Annotated in this window: 18 protein-coding genes; 3 read left to right on the forward strand and 15 right to left on the reverse strand. The window is 37.8% G+C overall.

The annotated features are described in order from the left end of the window. Positions 1-16: 16 nt before the first annotated feature. The 8 genes from AC4PG8_RS09920 to AC4PG8_RS09955 form a co-directional block, all read right to left on the reverse strand. Positions 17-445 carry a S1 domain-containing RNA-binding protein gene (locus AC4PG8_RS09920; protein WP_003718298.1) on the reverse strand — a complete coding sequence of 143 codons (429 nt, stop codon included), beginning with the start codon at positions 443-445 and terminating at the stop codon, positions 17-19. Between the two features lie 150 nt (positions 446-595). Beyond that, a complete protein-coding gene (locus AC4PG8_RS09925; RefSeq protein WP_003765023.1) occupies positions 596-982 on the reverse strand; it encodes an FtsB family cell division protein in 387 nt (128 codons plus the stop codon). A gap of 225 nt (positions 983-1,207) precedes the next feature. Next, positions 1,208-1,474: an RNA-binding S4 domain-containing protein gene (locus tag AC4PG8_RS09930; RefSeq protein WP_003760031.1), complete on the reverse strand. Its 267-nt coding sequence runs from the start codon at positions 1,472-1,474 to the stop codon at positions 1,208-1,210. Between the two features lie 34 nt (positions 1,475-1,508). Then, complete coding sequence (locus tag AC4PG8_RS09935; RefSeq protein WP_492170311.1) at positions 1,509-3,098, reverse strand: putative polysaccharide biosynthesis protein; 1,590 nt, start codon at positions 3,096-3,098, stop codon at positions 1,509-1,511. 30 nt (positions 3,099-3,128) lie between these two features. After that, positions 3,129-6,668: a transcription-repair coupling factor gene (gene mfd, locus AC4PG8_RS09940; protein ID WP_160464735.1), complete on the reverse strand. Its 3,540-nt coding sequence runs from the start codon at positions 6,666-6,668 to the stop codon at positions 3,129-3,131. A 123-nt stretch (positions 6,669-6,791) separates the two neighbouring features. Continuing rightward, complete coding sequence (gene pth, locus AC4PG8_RS09945) at positions 6,792-7,346, reverse strand: aminoacyl-tRNA hydrolase (RefSeq protein ID WP_003760026.1); 555 nt, start codon at positions 7,344-7,346, stop codon at positions 6,792-6,794. Positions 7,347-7,452: 106 nt separating this feature from the next. Beyond that, positions 7,453-8,037 (reverse strand): GNAT family N-acetyltransferase, encoded by a 585-nt coding sequence (locus AC4PG8_RS09950; protein WP_492170312.1) that lies wholly within the window; start codon positions 8,035-8,037, stop codon positions 7,453-7,455. A gap of 89 nt (positions 8,038-8,126) precedes the next feature. Further along, on the reverse strand, positions 8,127-8,750 hold the full coding sequence (locus AC4PG8_RS09955) for a 50S ribosomal protein L25/general stress protein Ctc (RefSeq protein ID WP_003760021.1): 624 nt from the start codon (positions 8,748-8,750) through the stop codon (positions 8,127-8,129). Between the two features lie 293 nt (positions 8,751-9,043). On the opposite strand from AC4PG8_RS09955, the gene AC4PG8_RS09960 reads away from it, so the two are divergent. From AC4PG8_RS09960 to AC4PG8_RS09970, 3 genes are all read left to right on the forward strand, one after another. Further along, positions 9,044-9,985 carry an L-lactate dehydrogenase gene (locus tag AC4PG8_RS09960; RefSeq protein WP_003772488.1) on the forward strand — a complete coding sequence of 314 codons (942 nt, stop codon included), beginning with the start codon at positions 9,044-9,046 and terminating at the stop codon, positions 9,983-9,985. A gap of 76 nt (positions 9,986-10,061) precedes the next feature. Next, positions 10,062-10,736: a DNA alkylation repair protein gene (locus tag AC4PG8_RS09965; protein WP_160464734.1), complete on the forward strand. Its 675-nt coding sequence runs from the start codon at positions 10,062-10,064 to the stop codon at positions 10,734-10,736. 65 nt (positions 10,737-10,801) lie between these two features. Continuing rightward, positions 10,802-11,134: a putative heavy metal-binding protein gene (locus AC4PG8_RS09970; RefSeq protein ID WP_003725735.1), complete on the forward strand. Its 333-nt coding sequence runs from the start codon at positions 10,802-10,804 to the stop codon at positions 11,132-11,134. 48 nt (positions 11,135-11,182) lie between these two features. Here AC4PG8_RS09970 and AC4PG8_RS09975 read toward each other — a convergent pair whose 3' ends face one another. The 7 genes from AC4PG8_RS09975 to AC4PG8_RS10005 form a co-directional block, all read right to left on the reverse strand. After that, on the reverse strand, positions 11,183-11,644 hold the full coding sequence (locus tag AC4PG8_RS09975) for a YehR family lipoprotein (protein ID WP_185482744.1): 462 nt from the start codon (positions 11,642-11,644) through the stop codon (positions 11,183-11,185). A gap of 349 nt (positions 11,645-11,993) precedes the next feature. Next, positions 11,994-12,950: a ribose-phosphate diphosphokinase gene (locus AC4PG8_RS09980; protein ID WP_003764989.1), complete on the reverse strand. Its 957-nt coding sequence runs from the start codon at positions 12,948-12,950 to the stop codon at positions 11,994-11,996. 50 nt (positions 12,951-13,000) lie between these two features. Continuing rightward, positions 13,001-14,374, reverse strand: a complete 1,374-nt coding sequence (gene glmU, locus AC4PG8_RS09985; protein WP_010990291.1) for a bifunctional UDP-N-acetylglucosamine diphosphorylase/glucosamine-1-phosphate N-acetyltransferase GlmU — start codon at positions 14,372-14,374, stop codon at positions 13,001-13,003. A 388-nt stretch (positions 14,375-14,762) separates the two neighbouring features. Next, the gene (gene spoVG / locus AC4PG8_RS09990; RefSeq protein ID WP_003722726.1) at positions 14,763-15,071 is read right to left on the reverse strand and encodes a septation regulator SpoVG; all 309 of its coding nucleotides are present in this window, start codon (positions 15,069-15,071) and stop codon (positions 14,763-14,765) included. Between the two features lie 118 nt (positions 15,072-15,189). After that, a complete protein-coding gene (gene spoVG, locus AC4PG8_RS09995; protein WP_003728886.1) occupies positions 15,190-15,498 on the reverse strand; it encodes a septation regulator SpoVG in 309 nt (102 codons plus the stop codon). 686 nt (positions 15,499-16,184) lie between these two features. Continuing rightward, on the reverse strand, positions 16,185-17,393 hold the full coding sequence (locus AC4PG8_RS10000; protein WP_010990290.1) for an ABC transporter permease: 1,209 nt from the start codon (positions 17,391-17,393) through the stop codon (positions 16,185-16,187). Then, positions 17,390-18,082, reverse strand: coding sequence for an ABC transporter ATP-binding protein (locus AC4PG8_RS10005; protein ID WP_045553650.1), 693 nt, complete (start codon positions 18,080-18,082; stop codon positions 17,390-17,392). The genes AC4PG8_RS10000 and AC4PG8_RS10005 overlap by 4 nt, the downstream gene beginning before the upstream one ends. Between the last annotated feature and the right edge of the window lie 45 nt (positions 18,083-18,127).

Genomic DNA, 18,127 nt, shown 5'->3' on the forward strand with positions numbered 1-18,127 from the left:
ATTAGTTTTTAGCGTTTTAGCCGCGTTTTGCGCCTCGGCCGCCACGTTTAGATTCTGTTTGGCGTTTGATAGTAGTAAGTCTTTCATCACTATCTTTCAAGAATTTAGACATTATATCTTCAAAGCTCTCGGCTGGTTTCACATAGTTTCCAGCAGGTTTTTTGCTGTATTTTGGCTTACGATCATAACTTTTTTCTGGGCGGTCCGGACGATCTACTGCTTTACGAATGGACAGACCAATCTTGCCATCATCACCAATATTCATTACTTTGACAGTAACTTCATCCCCTACAGTTAAGATGTCATTAATGTCTTTAACATAGTTATCTGCTACCTCACTAATATGGACTAAACCTGTTTTGCCACCTTCTAGCTCCACAAATGCTCCAAAATTAGTAATTCCAGTAACCTTCCCTTGTAACTTGTTGCCTACTTCGATCGACATAAAAAAATGCGTCCTCCTTAAAATATCACTCTATTGCTTAATTATAGCTATAATAAAAAGAGTGTCAAACAGTCAAACTTACAAACTCCAAAAATACTCAACTATATTTTCCCTTTGATTTACCATGGAGAATGACGGCTCGGCTCTGACTTACTCTTTTTGTTTCGAATTTTCTTCGGGAATATTAAAAATAATTTCTCCATCTTTGGATAAATAATATTCACTTCTTGCTAATTTGGCTATGTACTCATCATCATGAAGTTTTTTGATTTGGTCATTTAGCGCTTCTTGTTCATCCTTCATTGCAACCATTTTCTTATCTACTTGCACTTGTTTTTCTTTTTTGTCTTTGAGGGCTAAAACTTGTTTGGTATACGTAATAGTTAGTAGTCCACCAACGACTGCAAAGATAATGGCCATAAAAGCAAGTCTACGGAACAGGGCAATGCGGCGACGATTACGAGTTTTTTTCATTGTTGCGGTATCTTTAATATAGCGGTTTTCTATTCTCGCTACTTTTGATTCGGCTTTTTTCATACATCGTCCCTCCCATGTTCTTATTTGCTCTTATCTGTGAAATTCGGTAGAGAAAAAAACGTTTCTTGCTTAAAATAATATCAATAAATCAGGCATTTGTCTATTGGAATCCGCTTTTTTTATGATATTTTTCTTGACTTTTTTGCAAAAAATTGTTTGTACTTTATTATGCGCAATAAAAAATCGTTTGAAATCGGCTAACGTGCGCGATTTCAAACGATTTTTCTATCTGCTTTCATCTGTGCGTTCTTCTTTTAAAATTGTATACATTTCTGTTGCTTGTTCTTTCTTTGCATTTTCTTCTAAGCGTTCAATTTTTGCTGTAACGATTTTTGGACCAAAGCGAATCACAAGTTCGTCACCAGATTTTACATTTGTTCCTGGTTTAGCTGTTACTCCATTGACAGCGATGCGTCCTTTTTCAGCTACTTCTTTTGCTACTGTTCGTCTTTTAATTAATCTTGAAACTTTTAAATATTTATCTAAGCGCATAGTTGTTGCCATTTTATTCACCTACTTTATATTATTATTTCCGTGCAACAAACTTACTAAGTGCGAGTAATTTGGAGCCAAACGGAAGGAAAACGAAATCTTTCGGGCCGAGCAATTTGTACCTCAGAGCAAAAACAAGAAAAACGCTTCCGCCAATAGCGGCACTTGTTATAGCTTGGAATGCACTTCCGAGTCTAGTACTTAACGGAGCGAACCATTCGAACAAACACGGAACTACTGCCATTAAAGCTAACGCAGCGACTAATCTTAAAATCATTGTTTTCTCTACAAATGGTACACGAATGGTCTGTTTAAGCGAAATGTAACAGATGATTAGGACTATCAGTAGGCCAATACACGTTGAGATTGACGCGCCAATAGTTGCAAGTCGTGGTATTAGTAAGCTGCCTGTAATCCATTTTACAATAAGACCGATTCCAACACCAACTGCGGGTACGATGATTTTTCCGAAGCCTTGTAAAATACTACTCAGCATTACAATTAATGAACTTAGGAAAACGGCGGGCATGAATAATTGTAAGACAAAGGTTCCATCTGGCGTTTGAAATAGCATTTGATTTAAAGGGCGCATAATAACGATTAAGCCAACAGTTTCTGCTCCCGATAAAATCAATGTAATTTTAACTGCTAATAAAATGGATCGTTTGAGTTCTTTTTGTTGATTTTGAACCCTTGCCGCAGTAATCATTGGAACAAGCGCAAGAGCGAGCCCCGTTGATAATACAAGTCCTAATTGCAAAATTGGCTGCCCGCGGTCGTATATCCCTTTGAGTGATTTAGCGATAAATTCCGGAATTCCCGAATCGCTCATTAACCGATAAACTTGAAAAGAATCCACTAATTGAAATAAAATCAGCATGGAACTGACCACACAGATCGCTACACTTTGCCGTAAAAAAGCCCGGCCAATCCCTACTTTTTCTTCCTTATTTGCAAATACAGCAGGTTGTAATCCTCCTCCAAGCGCGACTTTTTTATTATAAAAGTGGCGCAAAATAAAGATTCCTGCAACCCCGCCAAAAAATGCACCGCTCATCGCCATCGAGCCTGCGTCATATAGATTAAGTCCCAAATTGAGCGCAAGTCCTGCACCAATTAAAATGATAGCTACTCGAATTATTTGTTCGACTGTTTGAGAAATTGCGGTTGGTATCATGTCTCCCTCGCCTTGAAAAAATCCGCGCATGAACGCGAGTTGTGGCATAAGTAAAAACACAAAGCTAATAACGCGAATCAACTCAGAAAGGGCTGGATCGCCCATCATGATTGCAATCAAACCTGCAAATATGAATAAGAAAGCAAAAATCACGATGCTTACAATTCGAAGCATCCGGGAGACAGCGCGCATAATTATTTGCTGCCTTCTTAAATCGCCCTCTGCTTCTGCCAGCATTTTAGAAATAACAACTGGGAAGCCTCCAAGCGCAAGTGTCATCGCAATTCCATATATTGGATATACTTGTTGAAAAATATAAAATCCAACATCCCCCACCATATTTTGAAAAGGTACTCGGTAAACTGCACTAAGTAATTTAGAAATAAACGAGGCAGCGGTTAGCCAAGCCGCTCCTTTCATTAGTCCCTTCATGGAACGTTCTGACATCCCGCCACCTCCTTTCGTCTTAATAATGTACTACTTTTCGGTAGATACTTGTTCTTTCATAGCTCCACGAAGTTTTTCAGCTAAACTTTTCACTTGATATAACCATTCTTTTAAAGGTTTATTTTGGACATTTATAGTGATTTTCAGCTGTGTTCCTTCCATGCCGACTCCAACCATACGACCAAATTCGCCAATAATTTGCATGACGATGTCTCCGCGAATTCCAGCTGTTCCGCTTTCTGAGAATAACATCGTAATTTTATTTTGTTCTTGTTTAACTGACTCAATTCCAACTTCAAGCGCATGTACTTTGAGCTCTGTCATCGTAAATAAATATTCAACTTCTTCTGGATACTCACCGAAACGGTCAATCATGTCGCTTTGCAAGTCTTCTAGGTCGAGTAACGATTCAATATTTCGGAAACGTTTGTACATCTCAATTTTTTGGCGCCCGTCAGTAATATAATATTCTGGAATATAGGCATCTGCCTGAATGTCGATTTCGACTGGAACGATTTGCTTTTGTTCTTCTTTCGGTTTTTTCGCTTCAATTGCTTCTTTTAGCATTTGCGAGTATAGATCGAAGCCGACCGAATCAATAAAGCCGTGTTGTTGCGCTCCAAGGATATTTCCAGCCCCACGAATGGATAAGTCGCGCATTGCAATCTTAAATCCAGAGCCTAACTCGGTAAACTCTTTAATGGCTGATAAGCGTTTTTCAGCTTCCTCACGCAAAATTTTATCTTTTTGATACATAAAGTAAGCATATGCGATTCTGTTCCAGCGTCCTACCCGTCCGCGCAATTGGTACAGTTGTGATAGTCCCATACGGTCAGCATCTTGCACGAAAAGCGTATTAACGTTCGGAATATCTACTCCGGTTTCAATAATAGTTGTCGTAACAAGCACATCGAATTCTCCTTCAAGGAAACTTAAAATAACCGATTCTAATTCCGATTCACCCATTTGACCATGAGCCGTTGCAACACGCGCATCCGGAACCATCGCAGAAATCTCATCAGCTTTTTGCGTAATTGATTCAACACGGTTGTAAAGATAATAAACTTGCCCATCCCGCGCCAACTCACGTTCAATTGCCTCGCGAACTAAAACGTTATTTTGCTCTGCTACGTATGTTTGAACTGGAAAACGGTTCGCTGGAGGCGTTTCGATAACAGATAAGTCACGAACGCCGAGCATAGACATATGAAGTGTTCTCGGAATTGGTGTTGCAGTAAGAGTTAGCACGTCTATTTTTGAACGCATTTGTTTGATTTTTTCTTTGTGAGTTACGCCAAATCGTTGTTCTTCGTCGACTACAAGCAAGCCTAAATCTTGGTACTCAACGTCTTTTGATAATAGGCGGTGCGTTCCGACAACAATATCAACTGTGCCATTTTTCATTCCTTTTAACGTTTCTGTTTGTTGTTTTTTTGTACGGAAACGGCTTAAAAGTCCGATTTCGATTGGGAAACCTTGGAACCGTTCTTTCATTGTTTCATAATGTTGTTGCGCCAAAATAGTCGTTGGGACTAAGAACGCAACTTGCTTGCCATCCATAATTGCTTTGAAAGCAGCTCTTAAAGCCACTTCGGTTTTCCCGTAACCAACATCTCCAACCAAAAGTCGATCCATCGGGCGCGGGCGTTCCATATCTTTTTTAATTTCTGAAATTGAGCGCAATTGGTCGTCGGTTTCTTGGTACGGAAAGGCTTCCTCAAATTCGCGCTGCATTTCGTCATCCGCACTAAAAGCATACCCTTTTTCAGCTTCTCGTTCGGCATATAATTTGATTAAATCGTCGGCAATATCTTGGACAGAAGCTTGTACTTTCTTCTTCACACGCTTCCATTCAGCACCACCTAGTTTGTTTAACCTTGGGGATTTCCCTTCTGCACCAACATATTTTTGAACTAAATCAAGTTGATCCACTGGAATGAAAAGTTTATCCTCACCTTGGTAAACAAGTAGCAAATAATCTTTGTGCACGCCGTTAATATCTAGTGTTTCCATCCCCACATAACGGGCGATACCATGATTAACGTGAACCACATAGTCTCCAACTTTTAATTCAGAATAACTTTGAATTCGCTCTGCATTAGAAAGTTTTTGACGTTTTTTCACCTTTTTGATTTTTTTATTAAAAAGTTCAGTTTCACTAATAATGGCTACTTTTGCAAGCGGAAGTTCAAAACCGTTTTGGAACGTTCCGATGACAAATTGAACCATACCGTATTTTGGTACATCCGATTCTTTTTTCAAAATCGTGCTTTCCATATCGTAATCAGCTAAAGTTTGCTGCATTTTTTCAGCGCGTTCTAAGTTTGGCGCTAAGATAACTACGGCATAATTATTTTTGTGCCAACTTTCTATTTCTGTTTTTAAAACATTCATTTGACCGTGAAATTGCTGCATTTGTTTATAAACGATATTGGTCGTTTTTGACACGCGCATACTTGCCATTTGTTTTTGGAAAAGCGTTAAGTATATTTTGGGCGAATGGTTTTCATCTAATAATTTTTTGAATGAATGGCTTACTTGAACGTCGCGAACTGTTTCCATGCGACTTAATGTTTCAGTCTGCCACTCAGCTTCTTCCCGCTCCAAACTTTCTTCGGTTTCTAAAATCCGCGCAAATTCATCGAGTAATATAGCAGTGTTTTTTGGCAAATAATCGAAAAGTGAAGCTGGATCTGGATAAGCTAAACCAATATATTTAAAGAACATGTCTGGTTTTACGCCAGAACGCAACATTTCTAAATCTTCTTCTAAATTTTCAACGAGTGCTTGTTTATCTTCATTTTCTTTTAGTTCATTTAACGTAAGCGTCATTTTCTTTTCTAAACGAGTAACAATGTCAGGATAATAGCTTTGATCTAAGATGATTTCTGTCGCGGGAAGCAAACGGAATTCTTCAACACGTGTTGTCGAACGCTGTGTCTCCACATCAAAGAAACGAAGAGAATCCACTTCGGTATCGAAAAGTTCTATTCTAATCGGAAATTCTTCTGTAATCGGATAAATATCAATGATGCCCCCGCGGACACTGAATTCTCCTGGGGTGTTAACCATTCCACTCATCGTGTAACCCATAGTGACTAATTTTTGGCGCAATACATCTGGATCGATTTCTTCGCCTTCAACGATAGATATATTAAAATGTTTCCATAACGAGACAGGTGGAAGCATTTTTCTAAGTCCCGCAACTGGAACAATTACAATTCCTGGTTTGCCAGATAATAAGAAGTCGAGCGCCTCAACACGTTGACCACGCAATTCTGGACTAGAAATACTTAACTCTGAAGAAATCAATTCATCTGCTGGATATAAAAACAATCTATCAACATCTATTAAAGAAAGTAAATCATCGTATAATTTTTGCGCATGGTACAAATTATGCGTTACAAACACAACTGGCCGCTTAGATGCACCTTCCACTACACTCGCAAAAAGTGCACGCGAAGAGCCTGTCAGCCCTGTGACAAGTTGTGATTTTTCTTTTTCATCAAGCGCATTTAAGACCGCGCGAATATCTTTTTGTTCATATATTAATTGTTGTAATCCTTTCAAGGGAAAACAGCTCCTTTTTTGTCAGAAAATTCATTCTATGCAATGCAAGATTAAATCACACGCTAGAAGAAAGACCGAAATACGTGGCAAAAGCATTGCCACGCCTCTCGGATAGTCTATTTTTTAATTATACTTATTCATTACTTCAATAAATGGTGTTTGCGCAAAATCTTCAATAGCATCTGCGCTTTTTTGAATTGCTGCGATAATATCAGGTTGTTCCGCTTTTGGAAAATCTCCTAATACATAATGGATGACTTCCCCTTTTAAAGGACGACTGACACCCACACGGATACGATTAAACTCTTGCGTCTTGACGTGTTGAATAATTGATTTCATCCCATTATGACCACCTGCGCTACCTTTTTGGCGCAATCTGATTTTCCCAACTGGTAAATCTAAGTCATCATATACAATTAGAACGTCTTCTATCTGGATATTGTAGTAATCCATTAGCGGACGAATGCACTCACCAGAAGCGTTCATGAAAGTCAGTGGTTTAACTAGAATCATTTTCTCGCCGCCCACATTAATTTCACTTACCATACCGTTAAATTTTGATTTTTTCCAAGGGGTTTGATGGCGAAAACTCAGCTCATCTACTACCATAAAACCGACATTATGCCGGGTACGTTCATATTTTTTGCCCGGATTTCCGAGTCCTGCGATTAATTTCATAAAAGCTTCTCCTTACATGAACTAAACCACTTCACGAATGAACTGGTTTTTGTTTCGATGTTTTTTTGATTATAACACGGATTTCCATTGGTTGAAAGTTTTCCAACTAAGCCTTGTATTCCGCAATTTTATTTTCAATTATTTGCCAAGCTTTTTCGTTTTCTGCTTGAAAGTTTTCTGTTTTCCAATTTTCAGGAGTTTCACCCACGAATTTTTCAAAGCCAAATTTTTGATAAAGATAAATAGCTTGGTAACTTCCTGTCTGCGTTGTTAGATAGACGAAATCACTTTTGTTTAAGCCGAGAATTTTAGATAACAAGGCTTTGGCGATACCTTTTCCGCCGTGCGAGTCGAGTACAGCGACCCAATGAATGCGGCTTGCCATCTCGCCAAATGTATTTCCATCCCAAAGCATTGCGGTCCCGATAATTTCGCCGTCTGGGGCTTCTACAAAGACGCAGCGCTTGGCTAATTTTTCTTTTTCATTTCCAAATTCTGTATTAAAACGCATCCGAATACTTTCCATCGATGGAACTTGGCCAGTTTCTAGTTGCAAACTGCACCAGTCTTCCTCCAGCCCATCTCTATAAAAACGAAACGAATAACCTTCTGGCAAACTGAACTCAGGATATTTGGTAGCACTATGATTTACCATTGCAACAGAAATATGTGGTACTGATTTATCAAGCATGAAACCGCCTCCTTCATACAGCTATTATAACAAAAAAAATGGAAGATATCGCAAACAAATGCGAATCTTCCATCCTTATTTATAAAAAATTATTCAACTGGTTCTTCATCATTACCATGTACAGCTTCTGGTTCTGGTGCTTCCGTAGTCGTTGGTTCTTCTTCAGCACGTGGAGCAGAAACGGTAACAACTGTTTCTTCTTCCTCTGCTTGCACGACATAATCTTTGTTTTCAGGAAGGTCGTTTGTAGTTAAAACATCACCGATTTCTAATGAAGAAATGTCTAATTCAATTGTTTCTGGTAATTTTTCTGGTGTTGCTGAAACTTTTACATCATGGATAATTTGTTGAAGTACACCGCCAGCTTTAACGCCTGGAGCATCACCAACTAATACCACGCGAACATCAGTCTCAACTTCTTCATTCATATCAACAGCTAGTAAATCAACGTGTACTAATACGTCTTTTAACGGATCCACTTGATATTCATGTAATAAAACATTTAATTTCTTGCCGTCTACAGTAACTGAAAATACGGCGTTTCGACCATTGTCACGAACTGCTTTGATTAATTCCAAAGAATCAACGGAAACTGGAACATTTTCCGATTTGTAACCATAAATAATTCCAGGCACTTTTCCTTCACTACGCAATCTCGTTACTTCTGAATGTTGCGTTGTTTCTCTTTTCTGGACCTCTAATGTTGTTGCCATAAAAAATCACTCCACTCATTCAATTTTGGTACATCTATATTATATCTACCCTTTAGAAAAATAGCAAAACAAAGCAAAAGCCTTATTTCTCTTTAAAAGGTTTATAATTCTCAATAAAAGGTAAACAGAAAATAGCGAACCGCTCCTAATGCAGACGCTTTCAAACTGTACTATAGCGTTTTCATAAATTTATTATAACAACTTTTTAAAATTTAGGACGTTCAATGCTTCACAAATGAAAAATACATGTTATACTGTACTAGTAAATAGATTTTTTATAGGAGGAATTCGAAATGAAAGATCATCAAAAAATTATTTTAGTTGGCGACGGAGCAGTTGGTTCTAGTTATGCATTTGCTTGTGTAAACTTAAGTATCGGACAAGAATTCGGCATTATTGACATAGATAAAGACAGAACAATCGGGGATGCGATGGATTTAAGCCACGCCGTTCCATTTTCCACACCGAAGAAAATCTACTCAGCAAATTATAGCGACTGCCATGATGCAGACTTAGTTGTTGTCACTGCTGGGACTGCACAAAAACCTGGTGAAACTCGTTTAGACCTAGTAAACCGCAATATCAAAATCATGAAAGGCATTGTGGATGAAGTTATGGCGAGCGGATTTGACGGTATCTTCTTAATCGCTTCTAACCCAGTAGACATCTTAACTTACGCTACATGGAAATTCTCAGGTCTTCCAAAAGAACGCGTTATCGGTTCTGGAACAAGCCTTGATACAGCACGTTTCCGTATGTCGATTGCCGATTACTTAAAAGTGGATGCTCGTAACGTCCATGGTTATATCCTCGGCGAACACGGCGACACAGAATTCCCAGCATGGAGCCATACAACAGTTGGTGGCCTTCCAATCACTGAATGGATTAACGAAGACGAACAAGGTGCAATGGATACTATTTTCGTAAGCGTTCGTGATGCAGCTTACGAAATTATCAATAAAAAAGGCGCTACATTCTACGGCGTTGCTGCGGCTCTTGCTCGTATTACAAAAGCGATCCTAAATAACGAAAATGCGATTTTACCACTTTCTGTTTATTTAGATGGCCACTATGGTATGAACGATATTTACATCGGCGCACCAGCAGTAGTTAACCGCCAAGGAGTTCGCCACATTGTTGAAATGAACTTAAACGATAAAGAAAAAGAACAAATGAAAAACTCCGCAGACACACTTAAAAAAGTTCTAGACGACGCAATGAAACAAATCGACTAATATTCTTAATTCCTAAAAGCATGCGATTTTGCATGCTTTTTTGTTATACTTAATTTATTCGAGAGGAGTGACGCGTATGATTACTTTTGACCAACTTGACACCGAGCTACAAGCCTTAGAAAACCCCAATACGATTAAAATTTTTCGTAATCACGGTTGTCCGGATTCATTAGATCTTTACGGACTAAAAATTGGAGACTTAAAGAAAATTATCCGCCGCGAAAAATTAACTAAAAACCATGAACTGGCCGTAGAGCTAATCGAATCAAATAACAGCGACTTAATTTATCTTGGTTTACTTGCGGTCAATCCAAACAAAGTAACTACCGAGCAAATCGAAAAATGGAATGTAGCTTTTCGCGAAACATGGTCACAACTCACCTTTGGACTAGCATCGATCGTAAGCAAACGTGATGATGCACTTCTTTTTGCAAAGAAGTGGATTGAGAGCGAGTATGATTTAACTAAATCCATGGGCTGGCAGATTTATAGCGAGCATATTAACAACTTGCCTGAAGCAGAGGCATTACTACAACGCGCGAAAGAAACATTACAATCCGAATCAAACAGAACTCGCTATTCGATGAACGGCTTTATTATCACTTGCGGAATTTACAAAGACGATTTGCATGAAAAAGCAATTGAAGCTGCAAAATCAGTTGGAAAGGTTCACGTAAACCTAGGAAAAACAGCTTGTAAAGTTCCAGATGCAATTTCTTATATTGAAAAAGCGCGAAATCGTACAAATTAAGCAGATATCCTTTGACTAGAAAAAGTACTAAGAGGTATGATAAAAGAAAACTGGAGGGATAACTCATGATTGTAACAACCTCACCAAATATTGAAGGCAAACAAATTATCGAGTATAAAAAAATCGTTTTCGGCGAAGTCATTACTGGTGTTAATTTTATGAAAGACATCGGAGCCGGACTTAGAAATTTCTTCGGGGGCCGTTCGCAAGGCTATGAAGATGAACTTATTAACGCTCGCGAGGAAGCAATTCGCGAAATGGAACAACGCGCGAAAGATATTGGTGCAAATGCCGTTATTGGTGTTGACATTGATTATGAAGTGCTCGGTGCAGATAATGGCATGTTAATGGTTACTGCTTCCGGTACTGCCGTTGTTATTGAAGCGCAAGATTATTAAGCAAAAAGAAGTATCCGACTGGTCGGATACTTCTTTTTTACTACTAGCTTATTTTTCGACTTCTTTAAAGCCTTGAGATTTCAACATTTTTTCAGATTCTTTCATACTAATACCTTTAGATACATCGCCAGTCGCTGCCATGCCCGGTAATTTCTTAAGATCTTCAGAAGCTATTTTCGTGTAATCTACTTCTAATGTTTCAATAGCTTTATCATCTTTATAATCAATGCTTTCTTTCAATCCTTCAATATTTTGGAATTTCTCACTTGTTTCTTTAAGCATTTTTTCAGCTTCTTCTTTTGTTTTAATGCCCATTGAAGTATATAACATTGTGTTTTCAGCGGTTTGCTTAGTAACTTTGTCCCCTTTATAAGTGTATGTTAATTTCGAATCTACACCATTTTGAGAAAGCGCAAAGGTCTTACTTTCTTCCTTATCCCCACACGCTACTAACATAACCGCCATAATCATTACAAATAATACTGTAGTTCCCTTTTTTAGCATTTTCATAGATGCTCCTCCTAATTAGTCTTTTGTACTATTATAAGGGTACCTAACAAACAGAGCCATTACAATAGACATTCTGTGAACTTTATCCTCCAAAATCCTTGCGAAAAACTTGTAAGAATCTTCTCGAAAAACAAGTTCAAAACCATTCTAGATACTGCTTTCCGCAACCATTTATCCCGAATTAAAGTTATCACATCTTCATCTAAAACAATGATAAAAATGGACTTTCTCGCCGTTTTCAAAAGGGAGATTTTATATAATGAGTATATTTTCTGTCTTCATAATTGGTTTAATTAAAAAAAGGATTTTTCTATGATAATCACAGAAAAATCCTTTTTAGTTTTAAATTTTATTCAAATAAAGAACTTACAGAAGCATTTTCATGAACGCGAACGATTGCTTCACCAAGAAGAGCTGCTACAGAAAGTTGTTCCATTTTATCGATCCATTTTTCTTCTGGAAGAGCGATGGAGTTTGTTACAACTAGTTTTTCGATTGGTGAATCTTCAATACGTTTCATTGCTGGGCCAGAAAGAACCGGGTGCGAACAACATGCGTATACTTTTGTCGCGCCAGCTTCACGTAATGCTTTTGCAGCAAGCGTGATTGTTCCAGCTGTGTCGATAATGTCGTCAATGATAATACAAACTTTTCCTTCAACATTTCCAACGATGTTCATTACTTCAGCTACGTTTGGACGCGGACGACGCTTATCAATGATAGCAATCGGCGCTTTCAAACGGTCAGCCATTTTACGAGCGCGTGTAACCCCGCCGTGGTCAGGTGAAACTACAACTAAATCATCACCTAAATGACGTTCGCTGAAATAGTCACTTAGAAGGCGAACTGCATTCAAGTGATCAATTGGAATATCAAAGAAACCTTGGATTTGCGGTGCATGCATATCAAGTGTAATCATTCTAGTTGCACCAGCAGTTTCGATTAAGTTTGCTACTAATTTCGCTGTGATTGGTTCACGACTTCTTGCTTTACGGTCTTGACGTGCATAACCATAGTAAGGCATAACAATATTAATTGTTGCTGCGGAAGCGCGTTTCAACGCATCAATCATGATCAAAAGTTCCATTAAATTCTGGTTTACAGGATTACTCGTTGATTGAATAACATATACATGACAACCACGGATACTTTCTTCAATGTTAATTTGGATTTCTCCATCACTAAAATGAGTAACGCTTGATTTCCCTAACTCAATACCTACTTCTTTCGCAATCTCTTCAGCTAGTTCACGATTAGAATTTAGCGAGAAAATCTTCAACTTTGGATCAAAATACTCGTTTGACATAATCAGCCTCCACTATTTTTTATTAAAATTTTAAACTTTCCAATAGGAAATTATTTACCGTGATTCAAATGTTTCGCGTAGCCAAGTTTGTTATCTTGTTTCGCGCGAGCAATACCTAACGCATCTTCAGGAACATCTTTTGTAATTGTGGAGCCCGCTGCTATGAAAGCACGATCTCCCACTTTGACAGGTGCAATCAAGTTCGAGTTACATCCGACAAAGACATTATCACCAATGATGGTTTTTGCTTTATTTTTGCCATCGTAATTAACAGCAATACTTCCGCAACCAACATTGACGTTTTTACCAATTTCCGCATCTCCCATGTAAATGAAATGAGGTAATTTAGTTCCTTCACCGACAACTGCTTTTTTAGTTTCGACGTAATTTCCGATTTTCACATGATTATGAATATCAGATTCTGGTCTTAAGTGAGCGTATGGTCCGATTTGAACGTCATCACCGACTTTACTTTCAAAAATCGAGGAATTTCTGACGTGCACGCGTTCACCGATTACACTACTTACGATTTCTGAACCGCTCGTTACCACGCAATCATCACCAATTACAGTCTTGCCACGAAGCATTACTCCTGGCTCAATAACTGTATCTTGACCTATTTTTACATCTATATCAATATACGTGTTTTCCGGATTAACAAGTGTTACTCCATTACGCATATGATTCTCATTGATTCGACGTTGCATTAATTTGGAAGCTTCAGCTAAAGCAATTCGATCATTTACTCCAAGTGACTCTTCGAAGGACTCCATTTTGTAAGCTGCAACAACTTCGTCCGCATCTTTTAAAATTTTAATAACATCTGGTAAGTAATATTCGCCTTGCACATTATCATTAGAGACATTTTCCAAAGCTTCAAAAAGAGCTTTATTATCAAAGCAATATGTGCCGGTGTTAATTTCTGAAATGCGTTGTTCTTTTTCTGTCGCATCTTTATGTTCAACGATTTTTTCGACAATACCAAGGTCATCACGGATAATACGTCCGTATCCTGTAGGGTCTTCAATAACGGTTGTAAGAATAGTTGCTTTTGCTCTTTTTTCATGGTGATATTTTAATAAAGCTTCCATTGTGCTAGCTTCGATTAAAGGTGTATCTCCACAAACAACTAACGTCACACCATCTTTTCCTGCAAGTTCTGATTTCGCTTGAAGTACTGCATGCGCCGTTCCAAGTTGTTCATCTTGTTTCACGAATTCGCTCTTACCCGCTAAATGCTCTTGTACTTTCTCAGCACCATGACCTACAATTGTAACCACTTTATCAACATCAAGTGTCGAAATTTGGTCTACTACATGTTCGACCATTGGTTTTCCACAAACAGGATGTAATACTTTGTATAATTTTGATTTCATCCGTGTGCCTTGGCCAGCAGCAAGCACTACAGCATATCGTTTTGACATTATATAGAACCTCCAATATTCACTATTCATCCACTATGAATGATAACGTAAAATTTGCTTTTTTTCAAGAATGCGCCCAAATAAAAACCCCTACCTACGTTTTTTAGGTAAAGAGGAAATTTAAAGTTTTATTTGTTTGAAAATTCCGAAAGATACAGTGTGGTTATTTATTTGCTTACTAAAAGAGGATTTTACACTTGTGCTACAAAAATGTTTGCTTGAATACATCTGTTTTTGCAACATCACTTAAAATCTCCTCCCTGTTTTTACAATCTGCTTTTAATTATACCATAGCCAAAATAGAAGACCAAGGCTATTTATGATTTTTTTCATAGTTATTCTACACAAAAAGGGCTAGCACTAAGCTAGCCCTTGGAAATTTTTTTAATTATTCAGCAGAAACGGATTCAGATTCTTCTTCTGTTACCGCAGTTGCTTCTTCTTCACCAACGCGCTCATATTCAGCTAAAACAACTTCTTGAATTTTTGCACGAGTATCGGAATTAATTGGGTGAGCGATGTCACGGAATTCACCGTCAACACCACGTTTACTTGGCATAGCTACGAATAATCCGTTATTCCCATCAATAACGCGAATATCATGAACTACAAATTCCTCATCTAAAGTGATTGAAGCAATCGCTCTCATTCTTCCATCAGTTTCTACACGACGTAATCTCACATCTGTTACTTGCATTATTAGTCACTCCTTATCCCATTTGCCTCTCTCAAAAAGAATCTGCTTATCCCAGCTAAAATCTCAGGTAAGTATCCCCCAGCTGTTCCCAACAACGTTCTTCCTAACCGAGGATTTTTTAGTTTTCTTCTACAACACTTTCGTCTGCAGAACTTTCTTCGTTTACTGCTGGCTCGTCCGCTACTTCATAAGCAGCTAAAACGGCTTCTTGAATTTTTGCACGGGTGCCTGAGTTAATCGGATGAGCAATATCTCTAAACTCACCATCCGGCGTACGTTTACTAGGCATAGCTACGAATAAACCCTCGTTGCCATCGATGACACGAATGTCGTGAATAACAAACTCACCATCAATCGTAATTGAAGAAATAGCTTTCATTCTCCCATCTGTCTCAACACGTCGTAATCTCACATCTGTAATCTCCATTATCTTCACCACCTTATTCTAGTTGCGCTGCTAGTAAACAATGCTCACATGCAACATAAGTACACACTCGAGAAAAATTCCCCCATAGAAAAAATCACTTTTATAAGCAAGCAATATTAACGTAAAATTCTTCCCTATGAACATAATAATAAAAAAAACTAAATTTGACAACTTTGTGAATTGTAAACCAAAAAAAATAGTTTTTCTTTGAAAATCATTGACATTTTCAGATTGTTTCTTCAAGTTTTTGTTTTGTATACAATTTTTATCACTAAAGTAACAAAAACGCCGAAACCATTGCTAGCACAGTATCAAGATGTAATCATCATACTATTTTATGGGCAAGAACGCTAGTAAAATGGTGTTAAAATTATGATTTCTCAAAAATAATTGTATACAATTTACAGAGAATTTATGATTTTTCTGAGATCATATATTTACAATTTTAGATGTCTCTATTCATCTCATCTGAATAAGTCAATAAATAGTGTATACCCTGAAAATCCTATTCTAATGCATGATTCAAGAACTTTTTTCTTTTTTCTAGTAAAAAAAAGAACTAAATCCCGATTTGAAAACGCTTAATTGTGACAAAAACATTAAATATAGATGACAAGACAACTTAAAGCACTAATTTTAGTTAAAAAAAGAAATCCGAAATACACAATTCCGGATTTCTTTTTTCGTTACTCTGATCTTAAAGCGTCGATTGGTCTTAATTTAGATGCTTTATTCGCAGGGGCGATACCAAATATTACGCCGATGCATAAGGAGAATACAAACGAGAAGATAATGGTTCCAGCTGTTATTCCTGACGATATGCCAGCAACTGAGCCGAATATCAATGCGCCTGAAACGCCGATAAGAATTCCAATAATCCCGCCGCAAACACTAATAACAATAGATTCTATTAGGAATTGTAGCAGAATTGCTCGTTTTTTAGCTCCTAACGCTTTTCTTATACCTATTTCTCTCGTTCTTTCACTAACAGAAACAAGCATAATATTCATAATTCCAATCCCACCTACTACAAGCGAAATGGCCGCAATTGCACCAAGCGCAGTAGTTAATGTAGTGCTGATTGTATTGAACGCGTTGAGAATTTCTTGTTGATTAATGACTTGATAAGATGGTCCCATTTGAGCAGAAGAAGCATTTTCTTCTTGTTCTTTTTCATTGCCAAACTTAATAGCGAGGCGAGATTCTAATGTATTTACTACAAAATCAACATCTTCAGCAGATTTTGTTTCTACGTAGATAGTACGGACATTTGTATCTTTTAGTAATCGTTGAGCCGAAGAAATCGGGATAAAGATTTGGTCGTCACTCGAGCCCATCATAGAAGCGCCTTTTTCTTTAAGAACGCCAACTACTTTGTAAGGCATACCATTCAATCTAATTGTTTCACCGATTGGATTACCAAAACCAAATAGATCACTGGCTACCGTAGAGCCTATTACAGCTACTTTCTGGCCATATTCCGTATCAATCGGTAGTAAGAAGCGCCCCTCCTTCATTTCTAAGCTACGAGCCGCTTTGTACTGGTCATTCGTCCCAATGACTTTATTGCTTGAACTTTTATAATCGTATGTCGCATTCACTTGACCAGATAGCTCTGGAGATACACTTTTTACGCCATCGATGTTTTGATATTTCATTACTTCATCATAAGTATATTTATCATTTGGATTCACCGAACTATTAACTACTGTGATTAAATTGGAGCCTAAATCGCCCATTTGGTCGTCTACTTCTTTCGTCACACCATTACCTAGTGAAACTAACAGAATAACAGAGGCAACCCCAATAATAATACCCAACATTGTTAAAAATGATCTAAGTTTACTTGCTTTTAATTGTTTCCACGCCATTTTCATACTTTGGAGAACATTCATGCTTGTGTCGCCTCCTCGTGGAATAGCTTACCATCTTGAATACGAATACTTCTTGTTCCGTAAGAAGCGATGGTTGGATCATGGGTGATCATAACGATGGTGTTCCCTGCTCTGTTTAATTCCTGTAAGATACCCATTACTTCTTTACCTGTTTTTGAATCAAGAGCTCCTGTTGGCTCATCTGCTAAAAGGATTTGTGGGTTACCGGCAAGTGCGCGCGCAATAGCTACACGTTGTTGCTGCCCGCCTGATAATTGAGTTGGTAAATTTCTTCGTTTTTCTAGTAAACCAACTTTTTCCAAGCATTCGATTGCAGCTTTTTCGCGTGCTGAAACACTTAGCCCAGCATAAATTAAAGGTAATTCTACATTTTCAAAAGCAGATAATTTAGGAAGTAAGTTAAACTGCTGAAAAATGAAACCGATTTTCTTATTTCTAATTTCGGATAATTTGTTGTCACTTAATTTAAATACATCTACATTATCAAGGTGATAACTGCCTTCATCTGGAACATCCAAACAACCTATCATATTCATTAAAGTTGATTTACCGGATCCAGATGGACCAACGATGGATAAAAACTCACCTTTTTCAACGGTAAAAGTAACATCGTCTAATGCTTTAAACGTTTCTCCGCCTAGTGTATATGTTTTCGTTAAATTTTTCATGTCAATTAGCGGTTTTGGCATGTTTATCCCTCCTTCATACTATTTATCTAATACGTATATACAAAA

The organism is Listeria sp. MAN/IMW/UF555, from assembly GCF_058684075.1.

Coding starts and splice junctions, on each gene's coding strand:
- AC4PG8_RS09920 (WP_003718298.1), bottom strand. CDS start 445: ATGTCGATCGAAGTAGGCAACAAGTTACAAGGGAAGGTTACTGGAATT.
- AC4PG8_RS09925 (WP_003765023.1), bottom strand. CDS start 982: ATGAAAAAAGCCGAATCAAAAGTAGCGAGAATAGAAAACCGCTATATT.
- AC4PG8_RS09930 (WP_003760031.1), bottom strand. CDS start 1,474: ATGCGCTTAGATAAATATTTAAAAGTTTCAAGATTAATTAAAAGACGA.
- AC4PG8_RS09935 (WP_492170311.1), bottom strand. CDS start 3,098: ATGTCAGAACGTTCCATGAAGGGACTAATGAAAGGAGCGGCTTGGCTA.
- pth (WP_003760026.1), bottom strand. CDS start 7,346: ATGAAATTAATCGCAGGACTCGGAAATCCGGGCAAAAAATATGAACGT.
- AC4PG8_RS09950 (WP_492170312.1), bottom strand. CDS start 8,037: ATGCTTGATAAATCAGTACCACATATTTCTGTTGCAATGGTAAATCAT.
- AC4PG8_RS09955 (WP_003760021.1), bottom strand. CDS start 8,750: ATGGCAACAACATTAGAGGTCCAGAAAAGAGAAACAACGCAACATTCA.
- AC4PG8_RS09960 (WP_003772488.1), top strand. CDS start 9,044: ATGAAAGATCATCAAAAAATTATTTTAGTTGGCGACGGAGCAGTTGGT.
- AC4PG8_RS09965 (WP_160464734.1), top strand. CDS start 10,062: ATGATTACTTTTGACCAACTTGACACCGAGCTACAAGCCTTAGAAAAC.
- AC4PG8_RS09970 (WP_003725735.1), top strand. CDS start 10,802: ATGATTGTAACAACCTCACCAAATATTGAAGGCAAACAAATTATCGAG.
- AC4PG8_RS09975 (WP_185482744.1), bottom strand. CDS start 11,644: ATGAAAATGCTAAAAAAGGGAACTACAGTATTATTTGTAATGATTATG.
- AC4PG8_RS09980 (WP_003764989.1), bottom strand. CDS start 12,950: ATGTCAAACGAGTATTTTGATCCAAAGTTGAAGATTTTCTCGCTAAAT.
- glmU (WP_010990291.1), bottom strand. CDS start 14,374: ATGTCAAAACGATATGCTGTAGTGCTTGCTGCTGGCCAAGGCACACGG.
- spoVG (WP_003722726.1), bottom strand. CDS start 15,071: ATGCAAGTAACAGATGTGAGATTACGTCGTGTAGAAACTGATGGAAGA.
- spoVG (WP_003728886.1), bottom strand. CDS start 15,498: ATGGAGATTACAGATGTGAGATTACGACGTGTTGAGACAGATGGGAGA.
- AC4PG8_RS10000 (WP_010990290.1), bottom strand. CDS start 17,393: ATGAATGTTCTCCAAAGTATGAAAATGGCGTGGAAACAATTAAAAGCA.
- AC4PG8_RS10005 (WP_045553650.1), bottom strand. CDS start 18,082: ATGCCAAAACCGCTAATTGACATGAAAAATTTAACGAAAACATATACA.